This is a genomic window from Bifidobacterium sp. MSK.17.10 (assembly GCF_019129655.1).
GTDB lineage: Bacteria > Actinomycetota > Actinomycetes > Actinomycetales > Bifidobacteriaceae > Bifidobacterium > Bifidobacterium adolescentis.
Genome location: NZ_JAHOJD010000005.1, coordinates 12,461 through 32,214, shown reverse-complemented (window position 1 = coordinate 32,214; position 19,754 = coordinate 12,461). Strand labels below are relative to the sequence as shown.

Below are 19,754 nucleotides of genomic sequence, written 5' to 3'. Positions count from 1 at the left end.
TGACAAGTCTGATATATATAAAAGATGATGATGACAAACCTCTAGAGGAGTATCTATGGTTAATCCATTGAGTAAGACTCTCCGGAAAGTCAAGGACTCCATTCTTAAACGGGTGGGGAAGGCCGCTGTCGCACTGGTTGCGGCGACGGCTACCTTGGCTTCTGGAGCGATAACGACCGGTAGTGCGCTTGCCGCCACGCCTAACGGCCCCGGCTACTGGTTCAATGCGACGCGTTCCGGGAGTTGGTGGGTTGGTACTCACGGTAGTTCTCTTGGTCCGCAACGTTATGAGAACGGTAATCCGGTGTATTGCGTTGAGGCCGGTGAACCTGTTACCAATGCCGGTACTTGGAATAAGGCTACGGATGTGAACCATAAGGTTGGTGCGTGGCTGGTTGAGAAGCATAAGGGTGATAGCAGTGATTTCACTCAGGCTTCGGTTGCTTATGCGATTCATGAGCATCTTGACCAAGGCAGTAGCCATTTCCGTCAGCTGGTAGCGGCTGGTTTGGAAGGTGCGGATATCAATGCCGTCGCTTCCAATGCGGCGAATCTTTGGAATGATGCATATAACACTCTTCCCGCTAACCTTAATGCCGCCTATGCCTATACCTCTGGCAAGCGTACCGGAACTGTTGACCCCGGCGTTAAGAACTCTAGCGGACAGTACATTGCTGGTATTCAGTACACTGCGACGTTGAACGGTCCGGCGAAATTCGACCAGACCGGAACCAATACAATCAGTGGTATGACCACCGGTCAGGCAATGCATATTCCGTGGACGGCAACCGGCAACGGAAAAGTAACATACCGTGTTTCGATTAGTGTTCCTACTGCCGCCGTTCTAAATTCCCCCGGTCAGGATATGATGCGGCCTTCCGACCCTGAGAATCAGACTGCTGATGTTCAGTTCTCTGTGTCGCGTGATTTTCAGCCGACCGTCAGTACCAGAGTCAGTAAGAAACAGTTGACCCGTGGCTCCCCGGTCGAAGACCGTGTGACCTCCGGTGTCGCTTCCTCCGACGACGAGTGGGCGGACAACGTGCCCGTCAAATTCAAGGGCTACTATTTCGTCGGTGACTCCAAGTATATTCTTCAAGTCATCAAGAAGAACAATGGTGAGAGTCCGACCAACTATTTGAAGCGTCTGCGTGAAACCGATGGCATCCGTCAGGTTGCCGCCGCGACCACCAGCTTCACCAAGAGCGGTCAGACTAACACCGTCAAGGCGAAGGCCGCTACCGGTGGCATCGACTATGACAGTGTGAACGGTTTGGACGATTATCAGGTGTCCGATGAGGATGCCGGACTGTTCGGAACATGGGTTTGGGTTGAAGTCAAGGCAGACCAGTCCCAGCAGGATTACATCAAAGGCGATTACATCGATGAGTTCGGCAAGGCTCAGGAAACGTCCGTGAGTGTTCTGCCGCCGAACCACGACTCCACCGTGTTGGAGCAGGAGTCCGGTATGAACAAGGACATCCTTGATGAAATCAACATCAGCCGTCTGCCGTCCGATTACGGTAAGTTCACCGGTAATACGAACTATGGTTTCGGTGCTGATGCGAAGGCCAAGATTCGTGTCTGGTGGGCTGGCTCCGGAACCGGCAACAAGGATGAGGATGAGAAGTACGTTCCGACCACCGAAGAGGAGCCTACTCAGGATGCCAACCACAAGCTGGTTGGCGAATGGGAGGTTCCGGCCATGAACGGCAAGTACAAGGTCGGCGGCGGTAAAATCGTTCTCTATCCGAGCGATGGTAGCGACGCCAAGACCGTTGCCACCGATGTGAACATCAAGGTCACGGATAAGGCCCATTGCGGCTACTACGTGTTCATCTACGACTTCCCCGGCTCCGACCGTGCGGAAGGATTCAAGAGCGCGTACAACAATCCGTGGGAACGTTCCTTTGTCACTCAGGACGCGCAACCCGTCACATTGACCACCAACGTGAACAAGACCACCGTCACCCAAGGTGAGAAGTTCTACGATACCGCGACCATCTCCGGTCTGGTTCCGCGTGGCTCCTATGTCACCTTCACCGCGTATGACGCCGTGTCCGGCGAGCCGGACGTGTCCACCAACAAGCTGTTGGACAACACTCGCGTGAACGTCACCAACGACCAAGCAGACCATTCCGACACCACCCAGTTCGAGGTTAAGTCCCCGGAAATCAGCACCAACAAGATTGGTAAGGTCTACTGGGTTGCGAAACTCTACAATGTTAAAGGAAAGGCTCTCGCGGGTCACGCCATCGGCTTGGAGAACGAGACCATCGAAGTGGTAGGCCCGTCCCTCACCACCAAGACCAGCGCACAGCAGACCTATGTCGGTCGTCCGTTCCACGACACCGCCGTCATCAACAACAAGATTGATGCTGGCGCGTATCTGACATTCACCGCCTATGACGCGGTTTCCGGCAAGCCGGATACGAATGCCGCGAAACTGCTTGACAACAAGCGTGTGGACATTCCAGCCGACAAGATTGCATCTTCCGGCGCCGGTAAGAGCTTCACTGTTGATTCCCCGGACGTGACCGCCACCAAGGCCGGTATCGTCTACTGGAAGGCGACGCTCTACAACAAGGGCGGAATGGAACTCGCCACCCACGAGCTGGGTGCCACCGGCGAAAGCGTTCTTATCAAGAACCCGTCCATCACCACCAAGGTCAGCAAGGAACAGGTTTCCATCAACGAGGAGTTCACCGATACCGCCACCATCAACGGCGAGGTCGAGTCCGGCGATTATGTCACCTTCGACGCCTACGCTCCGGTTGACGGCGCTCCGAACGCCCAAGGTGCGAAACTGCTCGACTCCGAGCGTGTGAACATTCCGGTCAAGGATGTCACCGCAAGCCAGAACGGACAGGCCATCAACGTCACCAGCCCGAAGACCCACGCCACCGAAGGCGGAAACGTGTATTGGAAGGCCACCCTGCACCGTGCCAACGGCACTGTGCTCGCCACCCATGATTTGGGTGTTGGCGGTGAAACCGTTCAGGTCAAGTATCCGACCATCACCACGCACGTGTCCTCCACGAGCGTCGGTGTCGGAGAGGACTTCTACGATTCCGCTGAAATCAAGGGTGTTGTCCACGCGGGTGACTTCGTGGTGTTCCGCGCCTACGATGCGGTCGGTGAGAAGCCCGATACCAACGCCAGCCTTCTGCTGAAAGACCAGAAGGTCAACATCACCGTCGCTCAGGCGAAGGACTCCGCTCAGGACAAGACCGTGACCGTCAAGTCCAAGACCGTCAACACCATGAACGGTGGAAACGTGTATTGGAAGGCAACCCTGTACGACAAGCAGGGACGCCAGCTTGCCACCCACGACCTTGGACTTCCGGAAGAAACCGTCACGGTTCGTCCTCCGACCATCACCACCCAAGTGACCAAGGGCAAGGTCAAGCCGAGCGAGGAGTTCGCTGATAAGGCGACCATCTCCGGTAAGGTGCTCAAAGGTTCCTACGTCACGTTCACCGCTTACGACGCGGTATCCGGCGACCCGGATGCCAATGCTCCTAAGCTGTTGGACAACGTGCGCGTGAACATCAAGGACTCCGATGCGGAAGCCTCCGCGTCCAAGAAGTTCACCGTCACCAGCCCTACCACCCACACCGATAACTCCGGTTCCGTGTACTGGGTTGCGACTCTGTGGTCTCCGCAAGGCAAGCAGTTGGCTTCCCACGATTTGGGTCTGCCGTCCGAAACCGTTCAGGTGAATCCGGGTGGTATCGTCACGTCCAACGCGCAGAAGATGGGTGCGACCGGCGAGCAACTGTACGATGAAATCACCGTTTACGATGAGACCAGTGAGGCCGAGTCCGCTGATGGTCAGGTTCACGAAGGTGAAGGCAACAGCAATCCGACCGGCGTCATCGGTCGTATTCCGCAAGGCTCCACCGTCACCGTGGAAATGTATCGTCAGGCCGAAGAGGATGACGGCGACCAAGGCTTGTTCAAGATTGCCGAGAAGACCGTCACCATCGACACCAACAAGTTCACCGCAATCAAGGCCGGTCAGGAAGGCAACCGTCCGGGCAAGCTGACTTTCAAGGTCACTGACCCGAGCTTCAAGACCACCAAGGCTGGCATGATTTACTGGAAGGCCACGTTGAAGACCCCGCAGGGCGGCGTGCTCGACCAGCATATCTACGGTGAAAAGGGTTCCGACCACAAGACCGGTTACAAGAGCTACGAACGCACCCCGGTGCAGAAGTTCTCCACCACCGTGTCCAAGAAGTGGCTGAGCGACGCGAACGGCAATTACGAGGACAAGACCACGCAAATCTACGACGTGCTCCACCAGACCTCGTATGAGCAGTTCGACGGCGAATCCATCGACGGAGACACCTACACCACCGGCAAGACCGCTCAAACACCGAACGGTGCCAAAGTCCAGTTTGAAATCTGGGCCAAGGACGGCGCGAACGCTGGCAAGATGGTCAAGCAGTACAATGCCGAAGACCTCCCGAAGGTTCGTGAACTCGCCAAGAGCGAAGACCCGGACAAGAACCATCCGTATGTGGGTACCGATGGTCTGGACAACTACCAGAACGTCAAATCCTCCACGTTCCCGATTCCGTCCGACTGGTCTGCGAACAAGTACTACTACCGTGTGAAGATTACCGTCCCGTCCACCACTCCGGGCGCTGGAACCGACCCTGCCGACAACAATCGTGATGTTGTCTGGTATGGCGGCGACGACGAATCCGAAGAGTTCGACGTGATTCACATGGACACCAAGAGCACCGAACCGTTGTGGCTCGACAGCATGAACGTGTCCGACGAAATCACGTTGAAGGGCAACATTCCGGCTGGCTCCCAGTACGAGGCCGAATTGTGGCGCACGAGCAAGGATGGCAACGTTCGTAAGGACGCGGCCACCAAGCAGGATGATTCCGACCATAATGGCATTGCCTCCGAAAAGGTCGCCACTACCGGTCGCGTGGATATTCCGTCCAAGGCCATCGGCGCCCACCTCAATGGTGTCACCTTCCGCTCCAAGAGCGTGAAGAATCCGGGTGTCGGCTCCTACATCTGGCGTGTGAAGATTTACACTCCGGAAATGCCTCACAAGGATGGCAACGGCGTGGGCACTGGTGGAGACACCAGCATGAACTCCGCATTCGGTGTCATCACCAAGGAGTGGATGACCGCCGCCAAGGCGACCACTCAGGCCGATGACTCCCAAGCCGGTGACTACTGGCAGAATGCCACCGCCAAGCAGAAGGGCAATGGAGACGGCTACGCCGACCGTTGGCTCCTGTTCGACGGCAAGAACATCGCATCCGAGAAGTTCGAGGTCGTGAAGCTGACCACGAACGTGACCGGAACCCCGAACATCCACACCAGCGAAGGCGAGCATTACGTCGATGTCACCAACGGCAACGATGTGAACGATAAGCTCACCATCACCGGTTATATGCTCAAGGACTACAAGGTCGCGTTCAAGCTGTACAAGCAAGCCGAGAATCAGACTGCGGACAAGGATACCGTCGTCAAGACCCTTGACCCGGTTGCCCTGACCGAAGCCCAGAAGACCCTCGACTCCGCTTCCGTACATCTGACCGACCCCGCCGACTACTACTGGCAGTGGGTGTTCACCAAGCCGGACGGTACCGCCTTCCAGCCTGACAACATCAACCCGGCAGTCTCCGACAAGCGCATCAAAGACGAATCCTTCCACGCAGTCCGTGTAACCACCAGCACCTACAAGTGGGCTTCCAAGAACGGTACCGTTCAGGATGTCGCACGACTCGAAGGCCACCTGCCTGAGAACGCGACGCTCACCTTCGAGATGCATGATTACGCAACCGGCAAGAAGGTCGCCTCCACCAAGTCCGCCACCCTCAAGGAACTGGGCTTCAACAAGTCCAGCATCGACCAGCAGTTGACCAGCCCGAGCCTCAAGGTTCCGGACGCAATCGACTACTACTGGGTTGAGGTTCTGAACCTGCCGAAGGATGACCAGAACACTCCGTTGCACACCGGCAAGGACAAGGTCAAGAACGAGTCCTTCCGCTCCATCGAAGCGCAGACCGATATCGCCACCGAACGTTACGTGGGAACCGTGGTCAAAGACCATGCCGACCTGACCAACGTGAAGTGGAAGCAGTCCGGTGACATCCGCGACGATTTGACCGAAGGATTGGACGCACGCTGGTTCCTGTACAAGCAGGGAGACGGCGACGTGAAGACCGATAAGAAGATTTTCACCGGCGACTACGTGCATCTGACCAGCGGACAGACCGAAGCCTACGGCCCCGAACACAAGATGAACGAGGTGGGCGACTACTACTGGGTCATCGAAATCAGCGACCCGAGCACGAACCACAAGGTCGTCAAGCTGGGAACCCAGCGTGACCCGCGTGAATCGTTCCGCATCGTAAAGGCTTCCTCCGAAGCTCAGGTGGCGCAGCAGGTCAACAAGCCCACCAAGGACACCGTGACCATCACAGGACATCCGGCTGAAGGCACTCTGGTCTCTTGGAACCTGTACAAGACCAACACCGCCGACGACGACGATTATCTGATTGACAAGACCGAGCAACAGCAGGGCGAGAGCGAAGGCTCCAACGATACTGACGCCGATGCCGAACCTCAATCCGATAACGGCGAAGCCTCCGACAGCATGCTCGTCGCAAGCTATCAGACCCCGTCCGACGGCGCTCACCTCATCACCGCCGAGGAAGCCGCCGAAGCGTTGAAGAACGGCAAGGTGACAGTGGAAAGCCCCGAGTACACTCCGACCAAGGTTGGCGAATACTACTGGGTGTTCAGTCTGACCAGTCCGACGAAGAACCTCGCCGGTGACGGACAGCCGAACAAGCCGCAGAACGATAAGGACACCAGCCATCTGGAGTCCGAGGACTTCTTCACCGACCGCGCCCATGTGGCCGATGAGACCGTCCAGATTATCGACGCGACCACCAAGACCAAACCGCTGGGACACGTCGGAGAGAAGTTCCACGACACCGTGCTCCTTCAAGGACGCGTGCCGGAAGGCTCTCAGGCGGACGCCACCCTCTACCGTCAGGTGGACGGCGACGATTCCAGCAAGGATGAGGAGGTTCTGACCACGAAGCGCACCACGCTCTCCGAAGGTCAGGCGTTCGCGGACTTGGAGGATGTGACCGTTGACAAGGTTGGCGTGTACTACTGGCGTGAGCACGTATACGTGCCGACCAAGCACACCACTTCGGCCGACCACGACAAGAAGGTGGAAGTCGAGAAGACCCCGACCATCACCGGAAAGCCTCGCGTAAGCAACGAGACCGTCAACGTGGTCAACGTGACCACCACCACCCACCGTCTGGAAGAATCCGGCACCAAGCTTCAAGACAAGGCGAAGATTGAAGGCAACGTCGTTGACGGCTCCTACATCATCTTCACCCTGTGGAAGCAGTCCGATGGCGACGACTCCAGCAAGGACGAGAAGGTGTTCACCAGCGACAAGGTGATGCTCAAGGCCGGTCAGAAGGAAGCCGACTCCCCGACCTACGAGGTCAAGGAGACCGGAACCTACTACTGGCGTGAAAGCATCTACAATCCGGTCGAGGACACCGACATTCCGCCGTGCGTCCCGCCGACCGGCAACACCGACGAAGACCATCCGTGCGACACTCCGGTTCACACCGAGAAGCCGCGCACGCCGGGTGAAACCACCGACGTGGTGAAGGTCACGACCAAGGCCCAGACCAACGGCACCGCCACCAAGCCGGTCAAGGATACCGCCCTCATCGAAGGCAAGATTCCTAACGACGACTACGAGCTGGTGTTCGAGCTGTGGAAGCAGAACGGCAACGATGTGAAGGACGACAAGAAGGTCGCCACCACCGACGCCGTGAACGTCCCGCAGAACGCGACCACGGTCGATTCGCCGGAAGTCACCCCGTCCGACGCCGGAACCTACTACTGGCGTGAGAAGCTGGTGGAGAAGTCCACCAAGCGGCTCGTCCACTACGGTGAGGCCCGCGTTCCGGGCGAAACCGTAATCGTGGGCGAACTCGCCAAGACCGGTATCGCAAGCGGCTTCATCATTCCGCTCATCGGAATGCTTGCAGTGCTTGGACTGGGATTGGCGGTCGTTTCCGAAGGCAAGCGTCGTATCGCTTCCCTCTCGAACGGCGCTCATCTGTCCGGCTCCACGAAGTGACGGACTGAACCGGTAGGGGAGGGGCCGATAGGGTTCCTCCCTTACACCGCCTAGTTTGGGGAGGTGGGAGAGCATGACTCCCCGCCTCCCCAAACTTTTCTTTGAAGGTCTTTAACATAGAAAGAAAAAACGGAAAGAGGAGACATGCGTAAACCTATCGCCCTGCTTGTGGCGGGTTCGATGACGCTCATGCCGCTATTGGGGGCCGCGAGTGTCGTGCTGACACCCGTATCGGAGGCTTATGCCGCGTCCGCCAATAGTACCGTAAGCGACTATCCGGAAGGTGTCACAGCCTATCTGGACGGTACACGGCTAGCGAGCTTCGACCCCTCCGGAAACGGAGATGTATATGACGCGACGGGACAGACTGTGGAACTGTCCGGTGTGCCCGACGATTGGACGGTGCAATGGAGCAGCAGGGTCAATGGAATCACCAACAGGGATTCCATCATGTATATCCTGTCCAACGGTTCCACCACCTATCATTACTGGTTCGACGGGGCCGATGACGCGGTTCATACCGTCGAGGAGCTTCATGGCATGACAATCACTCTGAACGGTCAGGCTGTGGACGGTGACATTACCCAAGGATTCACTATCCACGATGTGACCGCCGGGGATATGAAAGGCTATGAGAACGTGCCATACGGCTGGGTGCTCGACGGTGATTCCGAAGACGACCATTACACGTACACCGCCCATCCAGAGGATTCGGACACGCCAAGCGTCCAATACACGTTCATGTATGACGACACCCGACCCCACGACAGCATCAACTCGTTGAGGAATCTGAAAGCGTATCTGACTGTTGATGGCAGTGCGGTGAAAGGATTCGACTACACGCTCGCCAACACCGACACCATCGCTATTCCAATGAACACCGACGTGCGTTTGGAAGGCGTGCCCGACGGTTGGAAAGTTGACTACAACAATCCTTCCACCGGGAAACTGAACCGGGTATACACGCTGACCGGCCCCTGTGGGGATACGTTCACCTACATCTTCCATCCGACTTCGGATTACGAAGGCTACTATTACATCGACCAGCTCCAATACGTCCGAGCATTCGCTGACGGGGAACTGGTGGACGGATTTGACTACAGGGGAGGCGCTTGGAGTTTCCCTGAAACCACCAAGAACGTCGAAATCGCCAACGTACCCGACGATTGGAACACTCAACGCAGTGTTGACGGCAACACCATCACCTACGTGGTATCCAGTCCGAACAATTCCGTCTCTGTCACCTACGTGTTCAACATCGCCAAACGTCAGGCAAGTCTGGACGAATTATCGAATGTGAAAGCCATCGTCGGCGGCAACTATGTTTCCGGATTCAACCCGAAACAGTCCGGTATCTACGAATACGAAGACGGTCAAGGAATCGCCATCGTCAACGTGCCGTCCGGGTGGACTCAGACCACAACCGACGGTGACGGATACAAGGTGTATACGTTGACCAGTGGAGACCTTTCGGTATCCTACCGTTTCAACAAGCATGTGAAAACCTATTCGGTGGACGAGCTTGCCAAAGTGTCAGCCTCTACCGACGACGGCGTGGTTCAGGACTTCAAGCCGATGGAGTCCGGCACCTACACCATTGGCGAGCATGCTACCGTGTGGATTACCGGCGTGCCCGACGGTTGGGATACCGAATCGTCCGACAATGACATGACCTACACAGTGACCAGTCCCGACGGGAAAATCAAAGTCGTCTACACGTTCAAACATGCGAAGCACAAGTATTCCTCCTCCGAATTGAAGAACGTCACCGCAAAACTCCCCAACGGAGACTACCTCAACGGCTTCGACCCGGTCTCCGGTGGTGAATTCACCGTACCGATGGGAACCAAGAACGTGACCATCGGCCATATTCCGAACGGGTGGAACCTCACCAAGAACAATGGACTGTCCTACACGCTGACCAGCAGTGACGGGGAAGTGTCCGTCTCCTACAAGTTCCATGCGAAGAACGGCCATACGGTAGTCTTCGACACTGATGGAGGAACCACTGTCGAATCCCAAACCGTCGAGGATGGGGAAACTATCACACCACCCGACGACTATCCGTCCAAGACCGGCTACCGTTTCAAAGGCTGGTACAAGGATGGAGTCCCATACGATTTCACACAACCCGTCTATGATGATGCGGTAATCACCGCCAAATGGACGGTAAACACTTACGAAGTGTATTTCGACGCCGGAGCCAGTGACGACTGGTATCCTATGCAGACCATCGCATATGGCGATAAGGTCGTCAAGCCGGTTGACCCGACTTTGGACGGTTACGATTTCGACGGATGGCTGTTGGATGGCAAGACGTACTCGTTCGACACTCCTGTCACCGCCGACATGACATTGACCGCGTCTTGGAAGACCGCGCAGGTGCAGACGCATACGGTGACTTTCACTGGTGCGGGCGACGATTTCACCCAAACCGTGGCGGATGGTTCCTCGGCCACCGTTCCAACGGTTCCCTCCAAGAAAGGCTACACGTTCGCCGGATGGTATTCCGGAGACTCCCTGTACGATTTCACCACGCCCGTTACGGATGATTTGACTGTGGAAGCCCATTGGACGAAGAACGCGTACACCGTCAGCTTCGACTCCAATGGCGGAAGCGACGTGGACTCCCAGCAGGTGGAATACAAGGATACGGCGTCCCAGCCGGACAATCCGACATTGGACGGCTACACGTTCCAAGGTTGGACTCTTGACGGCGACCCGTATGAATTCAACACTCCAGTCACCTCCAGCATCACATTGAAGGCACTATGGTCTAAGAACACTCCGGTAGCCAAGAAACATACGGTCACATTCGACAGCGGCAGGGGAAGCAAGGTCGATAGCCAAACCGTCAAGGAAGGCGACCCCGTGTCCAAACCGGACAATCCAACCCGTGAAGGCTACGAGTTCAACGGTTGGCTGTTGGGCGGAGACCCTTATGATTTCACCACTCCCGTCATGCAGGACTTGACGTTGACGGCCTCTTGGACGAAGAACAAGAGCACGTACACCGTGAAGTTCGATTTGAACGGGGGAGATGGCAATATCGCAGACCAGAAGGTCAAGGAAGGCTCCACCATCGACCGGCCAGACAATCCGACCCGTGAAGGCTACACGTTCATGGGATGGCAGTATGAGGACTCCGACTGGAACTTCCTGAACCCCGTCACCTCCAACATGACATTGACGGCGCAATGGAAGCGCAACGAGGTCAAGAAGTATACGGTCACTTTCGACACTGCGGACGGCACCAGCATCGACCCGCAGACCATCAAGGATGGCGGCAAGGTTTCCAAGCCGGACAACCCGACCCGTGAAGGCTACGAGTTCAAGGGATGGACTCTGAACGGCGTTGACTACGATTTCACCGCTCCGGTGAAAGCCGACCTCGTTCTGACAGCCGTATGGACTCCCGTCAAGCCGAAGACCTACACCATCACGTTCGACACCGATGGAGGAACCGTAGCCCCCTCCCAGACGGTGAAGGACAAGGGAACGGCGACCGAACCTACTGCCCCAACCAAGACCGGTTACGAGTTCAAAGGTTGGCTGTTGGATGGGAAACCGTATGATTTCACCACGCCCGTCACCAAGGATGTGACATTGAAAGCCAAGTGGGAGAAGACAAAAGTCGAATCCTACACGGTGGCATTCGATTCAGCGGACGGAAGTGAGGTGGCGTCCCAGACGGTCGAACAAGGCAAGACCGCCGTCAAACCTGACGACCCGACCCGTGAAGGCTACACATTCTTCGGCTGGTATGCGGGAGACACCGCATACGATTGGGATACTCCGGTCACGGGCAACCTCATTCTGACCGCACACTGGCAGAAGAATGAGCAACCCCAGCCGAAGACCTACACGGTCACGTTCGACTATCAGAACGGCCGTCCGTCCGATGCTCGCACAGTGTCCGAGGGGGATACCATCACCCCGCCGGAAAATCCGGTGCGAGACGGCTACGACTTCCAAGGATGGGTTGGTATCGACGGTTCCGAATTCGATTTCGAACAGCCGATTACCTCTGACACTCTGGTGAGCGCCAAGTGGAAGAAGCATGAAGACCCGAAGCCGGTCATGCACACCGTCACGTTCAACTCGAACGGAGGCACGAGCATCGACCCGCAGACGGTTCAGGACGGGTTGACCGTCCGCCGCCCGGCAGACCCAGTGAAGAACGATTATGTGTTCGACGGATGGTATCTTGACAACGACCAGTATGATTTCAACAAGCCAGTCACCGGTGACATCACGCTGACCGCAATCTACCATCGCAAACCGATACCACAGCCGAACACGTACACCGTGCGTTTCGACACCGGTGAGGGAAGCAAGGTTGACCCGCAGACCATCATTGAAGGCAAGACCGTCATCCGTCCGGCAGACCCGAGCAGAAACGGATACGACTTCCAAGGATGGCTGTTGGACGGCAAGGACTATGATTGGCAGACTCCCGTCACAGCCGACATGACTCTGACCGCATCGTGGAAGAAGCATGAGGAGCCGAAGCCCGTCACCCATACGGTCAGCTTCTACACCAATGGCGGGAACACGGTCGCACAGCAGACCGTGAACGACGGTGAGACCGTCACGGTACCGGATACGCCCGCCAAGAACGGATACACGTTCTCAGGGTGGACGCTGAACGGCGAACCATACGATTTCAACCTTCCCGTCACAGCCGACATCACCTTGAAGGCCACATGGGTTGAAAACCAGAAGCCCCAGCCGAAACGCCACACGGTCACATTCGACACGACCGGAGGGTCTGAAATCGGACAGCAGACCGTCGATGAGGGGGAGAAAGCCATCCAACCCGCAAACCCAACCCGTGAAGGATACGACTTCCAAGGCTGGTTGCTGAACGGACAAGCCTATGATTGGAACACTCCAATCACCGGCGACATCACCCTCACCGCATCGTGGACAGAGAAATCCCCGACCCTATTCACGGTCGCGTTCAATACGGGCGGCGCTTCCAACATCCCATCTCAAAAAGTCAAGGAAGGTGATAAGGCCGCACGTCCGACCGACCCGAAGCGTACCGGATACACTTTCACCGGATGGCAGTTGAACGGCAAGGACTACGACTGGAACACCCCAATCACCACGGATATCATTCTGACCGCCACATGGCAGAAGAACGAAACTCCGAAACCGGTCTTCTACACCGTCAAATTCGATACCGGCAACGGTTCGAAGATTGACCTGCAAACCATCCAACAGGGAGGAAAGGTCAAGAAGCCCGCAGACCCGATCTTGAACGGTTACAAGTTCGTCGGATGGCAGTTGGATGGCAAGGACTACAATTTCAACACTGCGGTATCCAAGGATATGACTTTGACCGCAATGTGGGAAGCCAATACCCTACCCCCGACCGTCAAGAAGCATACCGTGACAGTGACCTTGTATGACGGCAAGACCGAACGTTATGAGGTCAAGGATGGTGAGAAGCTGACACTTCCATCCAATCCAACCCGCGACGGATATGTTTTCGACGGTTTCATTGACAAGGACGGCAACGTCTACGACATGAGCAAGCCCGTGGTCAAAGACCTGACATTGACCTGCGTGTGGAAGAAAGCCAACGGCGTCTCCGCCGACAAGGACAAGGAGATTGCCGACGCATCCACCAATGGAACGGCTGGTAATGGCGAACAGAATTCTGACTCCCAGAATCCTCTAGCCAGCACCGGCGCTCCAATCTACGGAATGGTCATCGCGGCCATCATCGCCGGACTCGGCGGCATTGGAATACTGCTCGCCCGGCTACGTAGTCGAGACGACTAACGTCTAGTTTAAAGAAGGAAGCTCCTCGGTCTTTTAGATTGAGGAGCTTCCTTTTTATCTGGAAAGGGGAATTCTTGTTCCATCCCAACCAATATCTGCTATACTGGGATAGTTCACAAATTCAATGGAAGGTTTAACACATGCCAATCCCAAGCACAACCCTCGAAGGCCGACTCACCGACGACCCGCAACGCAACCAGCGCAACCCCAATCTGGTTGAATTCTCCATTGCGGAAGGCACTCGCTATCAGGATAAGAAGACCGGCGAGTGGAAAGACGGGCAGACGCTTTTCGCACGATGCAAAGTATGGGACACCACGCTCGGCAACAACATCATGAACACACTCCGTAAAGGCATGGACGTGGTGGCGTTGGCCGACGTGAAGCAGAACAGTTGGACTGACCAGCAGACCGGACAGAAGCGTTCGATGGTGGAATTCACAGTCACCAACATCGGTGTCGGACTCCGTCACGCGACCGCGCAGGTCATGCCGAATCCGAAACGCAACGGCGGATACGACGGCGGCAACCGTGCCAACACCCAGCAGAACAATGGTCAGATGTTCCAAAATCCGAACAATCCGCCAGTGTTCCAAAATCCGAACAATTATGGTGCCGACAATTTCCAGTCAGCCGCATCCGACGACCCGTGGGGCGCTCCGATGGGCAATCCGGCACCGGCACCGCAGAACGACGAGCCGGAATTCTAGTATTTAAAAGCGCGGGGTCATGCGTTCCAGTATTAGACCCCGCGTTCTTTTTGTCTTAATCATAGGAGATAAAATAATGGGCAAACCCGGTCGCAAACCAATGGATATTGCCGGTCAACGTTTCGGAAAACTCACGGCGGAAAAGTATGTTCCCAATACTAAAAAAGGTTCCTATTGGTTATGTTCTTGCGATTGCGGCAATAGCGTCATTGTATCTTTAGGCAATCTGAAAAAAGGCAATACAAAAAGCTGTGGATGTCTTTCTAAAAAAGGAAAACCTTACGGGGAACGGCCACGAGAAAAATGTAACAAGCTTTCGCCCACTTCTAAGGGGAGACGCCGGAGAGCGGATGAGTTGTGCGGAAAACAATTCGGACGTTTGACCGTATTAAGTTTTCAAGGTGTCAACAAGAACCATCACTCCGTCTACTTATGCCGGTGCTCTTGCGGGAAGACAGTCTCAGTAGTTAGAAATGCTCTAACTACGGGGAACACTAGAAGTTGCGGATGTTTTGAAGTTCAAAGGACTCGGGAAACCCGACTTAAACATGGTGACGCTTCTGAAAATTCTCCGTATGTTAAGCTTTTTCACTCGTGGAAACTGATGCTTGACCGTTGTAGCAATCCCCGTAACGTTTCTTATTCTCATTACGGGAAAAGAGGTGTTCAGGTCTGCGATGAATGGAAGGAATGGGAAATCTTCAAAAAATGGGCTATTGACAATGGGTGGAAAGCGAACGCTGGATTATCCCTCGACAGAATAGATGTTGACGGAAACTATGAACCGGATAATTGCAGGTGGACGGATGCCAAGACGCAGTCTAATAATAAAAGGAAAAGCATACGAGTCGTATATGGTGACAAACGTATTTCATTGTATGATTGGGCGAGAATAAAGGGAATTTCTTTAGAAGAAGCAAAAGGAATGTTCTCCCCAAATATATTAGAGAACCCACCTCAACTATTAGAAGAAAAGGACGACAACGTGGAAAAGAAAAAAATCACAAAGATTTCCGACGGAATGAAAATCGGGTATTTAACCGTACTTCGACCCAATGGGAAAGACAGGTACGGTCATGTCGTCTATCTTTGTCGTTGCGTGTGTGGCAGGGAGAAAAATGTTCTGGTTTCCAATCTAAGGAATGGTAGTGTCAAAAGCTGTGGGTGCATGAGAAAACAGCTCATATCCAAGGCTAGGACAAAACACGGGGATAGTATTAAAAGCTCTCCATATTATCGGTTGTATAGGATTTGGGACGATATGATTCACCAGCGTCGGATTGAATCATATGAGGAACGGGAACTTATTCCCGTTTGCAAAGACTGGTCTGTATGGGCGTCTTTTAAGGAATGGTCTTTAGCCAATGGGTATTCGAAGGATAAAAAGTTAACGAGAATTTCATATCGTAAAGGCTACGAACCGGATAATTGCGTTTGGCGTTCTGAGGGTGAGTATGTTTTGCATAAGTTTTAATCAAAGATTGGAAACATTCTATGTATGGTTCTTTAGTTGACGCCGATAGCAACGATTATGTCAGAAAAGAAATATGGGCAGTCCCCGTCCATAAAAAATCCAAGCAGATAAGAGGATACTAAATGCGCGTGCAACATTACAGTCCAAATCCCGTCCCCCAACCGAAAAATGCCTACGAATGGCGCGCTTTCCTGTTCAGCCACTTGGATAAGCCAGTACCATTGAATTGGAACAGCAACCCCCAACATCAAAGGAAAAACAAGTGGCGTCGATAAAAGTATTCATGGGAAACACGATATATCCTGTAGAAATATATAAGGGCCAGCATATAAGCTTCTACTATCTTCCAGCCGGTGAGCATACCGCGCCCGGTCGTGAGGAACAGGTTCAGAAAGCTACTTTGGAGAATGAGTCCGGCAGAACCATCAATGTGACTTGGGAGGCTGTCGGCGGCTTGTTTAAGAACAAGATTGTGACCAAGCATGCTCCTCTACTTCGCCGTATGATGGGTGCTCCGGACACTTACCAGTTCGACAAGTGTATTGGTGGCCCGCAGTTCTTCTCCGCGCAGGAAGAAGCGGAGTGTTAAATTGGGTTCACCTGCACATAAAGCGGCTCCAACTAGAGTCATGCAACGTCGCCGTAGGCTGTTCCAGCGTCGCATCGCAATATGCCTGTTGGCGGGAATGTTCGCCGCCGCCGGTACGTCTATGCTTGTGTTGAAGCCAACTCCCAGCGCTTACGCTGAGGCTAAGCCGTTTGATACGAGTACCGCCATTACTCGAAGCACGTTGACTGAAACCAGTGCGGCATCCCGTAGCGCGTCCCGTGAAGAGTTGAAGGATTATAAGGCTACGAGCAATGATGGAAGTTGGAGCATGTCCGACTCCGATGGTGTGACCGGCAAACTGACTGCTATCAGTGCGGATAATCCGGTGGTTAAATCGTTGATTAACGGTCGTGACGAGGGTCAGACTCCTGACGGTTTCAATCCGAATCATGCGACCGGAGACACAGGCAACGCCTACGAGTTTTCGCAATGCACTTGGTGGGCTTACGTGCGCCGCCACCAGTTGGGATTGCCCGCTGGCTCCCACATGGGTAATGGTGCCGACTGGGCGAACACGGCACGCAAACTCGGATATTGGGTTGACAACACTCCCCGTGTCGGTGATGTGATTTGCTTCCAACGTGGACAATACGATTCAGACCCCACGTATGGTCATGTGGGGATTGTCGAAAACGTTGTCGCAGATGGTTCAATCACCACGTCCGAATGCGGTAGCGCATACAATGGCAAACCGTTCAGCCGCACTTTCACTGCGGAACAGGTGTCCCAACTGCAATTCATCCACTACTGACCGGAAGGAACACAAGAATGGTGAAACCGACTTTCAAACCGCTAATCCCGAAGCATTATAGACGTTCCTGCTTCGGCGGATACATCAGGAAAGACAACATGCTATCCAAGATGAAAATGGACATAGGCAAACCGCAGTCAGACGGTTCCGTTGTCGTCACAATGACTCCCCAAGGCGCGATAACAGGCCATGAGTTTGACGAGTTCGTGAAAGCCAGAGGTGATACACCCTACCGGCTCGACACCGGCGGGGATGAAATCTTCGACCCATTCCAAGAAGACGGAAAGAACAGCAAAAGCACATCGAAGAAATGATTTGCGGCACAGAAAGCCGCCAGAAGGGAAAGATGCAAACCATGTTGGATAAGAAAGCAGCGCAGGAGATAAGCGAACTGTGCGTTGAGAAAATCGATTGGACGATAGTCGGCCTTGAAGGTGGCACCGTAACCATCTTCACCGGCAAGGACAGGTATTACGCGTCCTACGGTACCGAAGGTAGTGACCCCATCACGGAGACGAGCAAGTCCAAGGAACCCGGCAACCTACGCTGGTTCGAACGGGACGGAACCGTATCCTCCGACCATCCGGTAATCTGCACGGTAAGCGTGCATGACGGGAAGGCTGAGACGGACGTTCGCCACATGCCGCCCATGTTCGATGAGGAAGCCTACGAAGCTGTTGCCAATATGGAACTTGATAGGAAATTCGTCCACGATGAAAGTGGAGAGGATTATTGGCCGGATTGGCCGAAGGACACCATCAAGGCATGGCAACAGTTCCGGGATGAGATTGAAGACATTCCGGAAGACTACAAATACGTTCTATTTGAGGTCGAGCCGAGCACGCAGAAACTTCTGTTCGCCTTGTCGGAAATCACCGGAATACACTATCTGTCTGAAATTCCACTCACCATCAAAGTACTGCCCGAGGATGCGAAACAAGTCCGATTCAGCATTCCCGAAAGCGAAGCGAAAATGTGGTGGGATGTTCGCGCCCGCAGTTGGGATAGCCGTTTCATCATATGTACCCACCAGTGGCCGTTCCACAAGAAAGGACAATTGATGTACACCATCATCGACCGGAAGCGTAACGTTCGCGGCGCATGCACCTATCTGGGTGGCGGGGCGAGCAAGGACGGCACGTATACGGACGCGGAATGCGCGGAACTCATCAGCCGACTATCCGACCCGAAGGACGAAACCCAAGTCAGCTACCGCAACTACGTGCCCTTGCGACTCGTGGAATACCGGTAGAAATTAAAAGAAAGGAGCCGAATATGGGAACCGACATCACCGTAACCCAATTGGGCAGTCCCGCCGACCCCACCTATCTCGTCCGCCGTGGCGACGAATTCTGGAGCGAATGGCATTTAAGCCGTTCCGAAGCCCAACGATTGGCCTCTGAGCTAAGGAGCATGGGACTTTGAAGTTGAGCAATAGGAACAGCATTCACTCCCTCATGCTCGTGCTTTCACTGTGCGCGGACTGTCTGATGGCATTGCCCGCCACTGCGATGGCATACCCTCCATCAAACAACACCGTCTACTCCGTTCGTTCGTTCCCCGCTACCACGACCACGCGCCGAGACCTGACCCGCGAAAGCGTCAGCACCGACGTGCAGTCGGACAGCGATTGGGGTGGTATCGAAAACCTAATTGTCCCGCAGACGAAATCCCAAGCCGAGAAAGACGCCGAAGCGAAAGCCCAACAGGAAGAGGAGACCCGCAAACAGGCACAGGAACAGGCGGTACGACAAGCCCAAACGCAAGCTATCCAACAGGAGGAGGCCAGTAGGAGCGCGGAACGAACCGCCATCACTCCACCAGCATCCAAAACCGGACAGGCCGTAGCCGAATATGCTATGCAGTTCAGCGGATACCCATACGTGTACGGCGGCAACCAGCCATCAGGCTGGGATTGTTCCGGATTCGTCCAATACGTGTTCGCGCAATTCGGTGTCAGTCTCCCCCACCAGTCAGGCAGTCAAATGAGCGTCGGTTCGCCCGTCGCATCATTGGCGGAAGCCCAACCGGGTGATATTCTCGCCAACGGTTCGCATGCCGCCATCTACATTGGCAACGGCATGGTCATGAACGCCATGAGTCCAAGCCAAGGCACTGGAGTCGCACCGGTCAGCATGGTCATGTACGGCGGGTATGCAATCAGACGAATCGTCTGAAAAATTCCTCCCTATCGTATTTTTTGGTTTCCTATTGTTCCGACGAAAGAATACCTTAAGCTGGAAAACAAAAACCCTCCA

General features: G+C 54.7%; 9 protein-coding genes and 1 pseudogene. All 10 read left to right on the top strand.

Annotated elements, in window-relative coordinates:
• The first annotated feature begins 67 nt into the window (after positions 1 to 67).
• Positions 68 to 8,158, top strand: coding sequence for a hypothetical protein (locus tag KSX58_RS05385; RefSeq protein WP_217736069.1), 8,091 nt, complete (start codon positions 68 to 70; stop codon positions 8,156 to 8,158).
• 144 nt (positions 8,159 to 8,302) lie between these two features.
• The gene (locus KSX58_RS05380; protein ID WP_217736068.1) at positions 8,303 to 13,951 is read left to right on the top strand and encodes an InlB B-repeat-containing protein; all 5,649 of its coding nucleotides are present in this window, start codon (positions 8,303 to 8,305) and stop codon (positions 13,949 to 13,951) included.
• Between the two features lie 140 nt (positions 13,952 to 14,091).
• The gene (gene ssb, locus KSX58_RS05375) at positions 14,092 to 14,661 is read left to right on the top strand and encodes a single-stranded DNA-binding protein (protein ID WP_217736067.1); all 570 of its coding nucleotides are present in this window, start codon (positions 14,092 to 14,094) and stop codon (positions 14,659 to 14,661) included.
• 76 nt (positions 14,662 to 14,737) lie between these two features.
• Positions 14,738 to 16,135, top strand: coding sequence for a hypothetical protein (locus KSX58_RS05370; RefSeq protein ID WP_217736066.1), 1,398 nt, complete (start codon positions 14,738 to 14,740; stop codon positions 16,133 to 16,135).
• Positions 16,136 to 16,397: 262 nt separating this feature from the next.
• A complete protein-coding gene (locus KSX58_RS05365) occupies positions 16,398 to 16,724 on the top strand; it encodes a hypothetical protein (protein ID WP_143240639.1) in 327 nt (108 codons plus the stop codon).
• Between the two features lie 280 nt (positions 16,725 to 17,004).
• Positions 17,005 to 17,496, top strand: a pseudogene (locus tag KSX58_RS05360) (CHAP domain-containing protein); the annotation flags it as partial.
• Between the two features lie 17 nt (positions 17,497 to 17,513).
• Entirely contained in the window at positions 17,514 to 17,810 is a 297-nt protein-coding gene (locus KSX58_RS05355; protein WP_217736064.1) for a hypothetical protein, read from the top strand.
• Between the two features lie 41 nt (positions 17,811 to 17,851).
• Entirely contained in the window at positions 17,852 to 18,748 is an 897-nt protein-coding gene (locus KSX58_RS05350) for a hypothetical protein (RefSeq protein WP_217736063.1), read from the top strand.
• A gap of 23 nt (positions 18,749 to 18,771) precedes the next feature.
• Positions 18,772 to 18,921 (top strand): hypothetical protein, encoded by a 150-nt coding sequence (locus tag KSX58_RS05345; protein ID WP_179141994.1) that lies wholly within the window; start codon positions 18,772 to 18,774, stop codon positions 18,919 to 18,921.
• A gap of 65 nt (positions 18,922 to 18,986) precedes the next feature.
• Positions 18,987 to 19,673 (top strand): C40 family peptidase, encoded by a 687-nt coding sequence (locus KSX58_RS05340; RefSeq protein ID WP_237976456.1) that lies wholly within the window; start codon positions 18,987 to 18,989, stop codon positions 19,671 to 19,673.
• Positions 19,674 to 19,754 lie beyond the last annotated feature (81 nt).

Bases quoted from the DNA above. Each gene is read 5' to 3' on its own strand.
- KSX58_RS05380 (WP_217736068.1), top strand. From the start codon at position 8,303: ATGCGTAAACCTATCGCCCTGCTTGTGGCGGGTTCGATGACGCTCATG.
- ssb (WP_217736067.1), top strand. From the start codon at position 14,092: ATGCCAATCCCAAGCACAACCCTCGAAGGCCGACTCACCGACGACCCG.
- KSX58_RS05370 (WP_217736066.1), top strand. From the start codon at position 14,738: ATGGGCAAACCCGGTCGCAAACCAATGGATATTGCCGGTCAACGTTTC.
- KSX58_RS05355 (WP_217736064.1), top strand. From the start codon at position 17,514: ATGGTGAAACCGACTTTCAAACCGCTAATCCCGAAGCATTATAGACGT.
- KSX58_RS05350 (WP_217736063.1), top strand. From the start codon at position 17,852: ATGTTGGATAAGAAAGCAGCGCAGGAGATAAGCGAACTGTGCGTTGAG.
- KSX58_RS05345 (WP_179141994.1), top strand. From the start codon at position 18,772: ATGGGAACCGACATCACCGTAACCCAATTGGGCAGTCCCGCCGACCCC.
- KSX58_RS05340 (WP_237976456.1), top strand. From the start codon at position 18,987: ATGGCATTGCCCGCCACTGCGATGGCATACCCTCCATCAAACAACACC.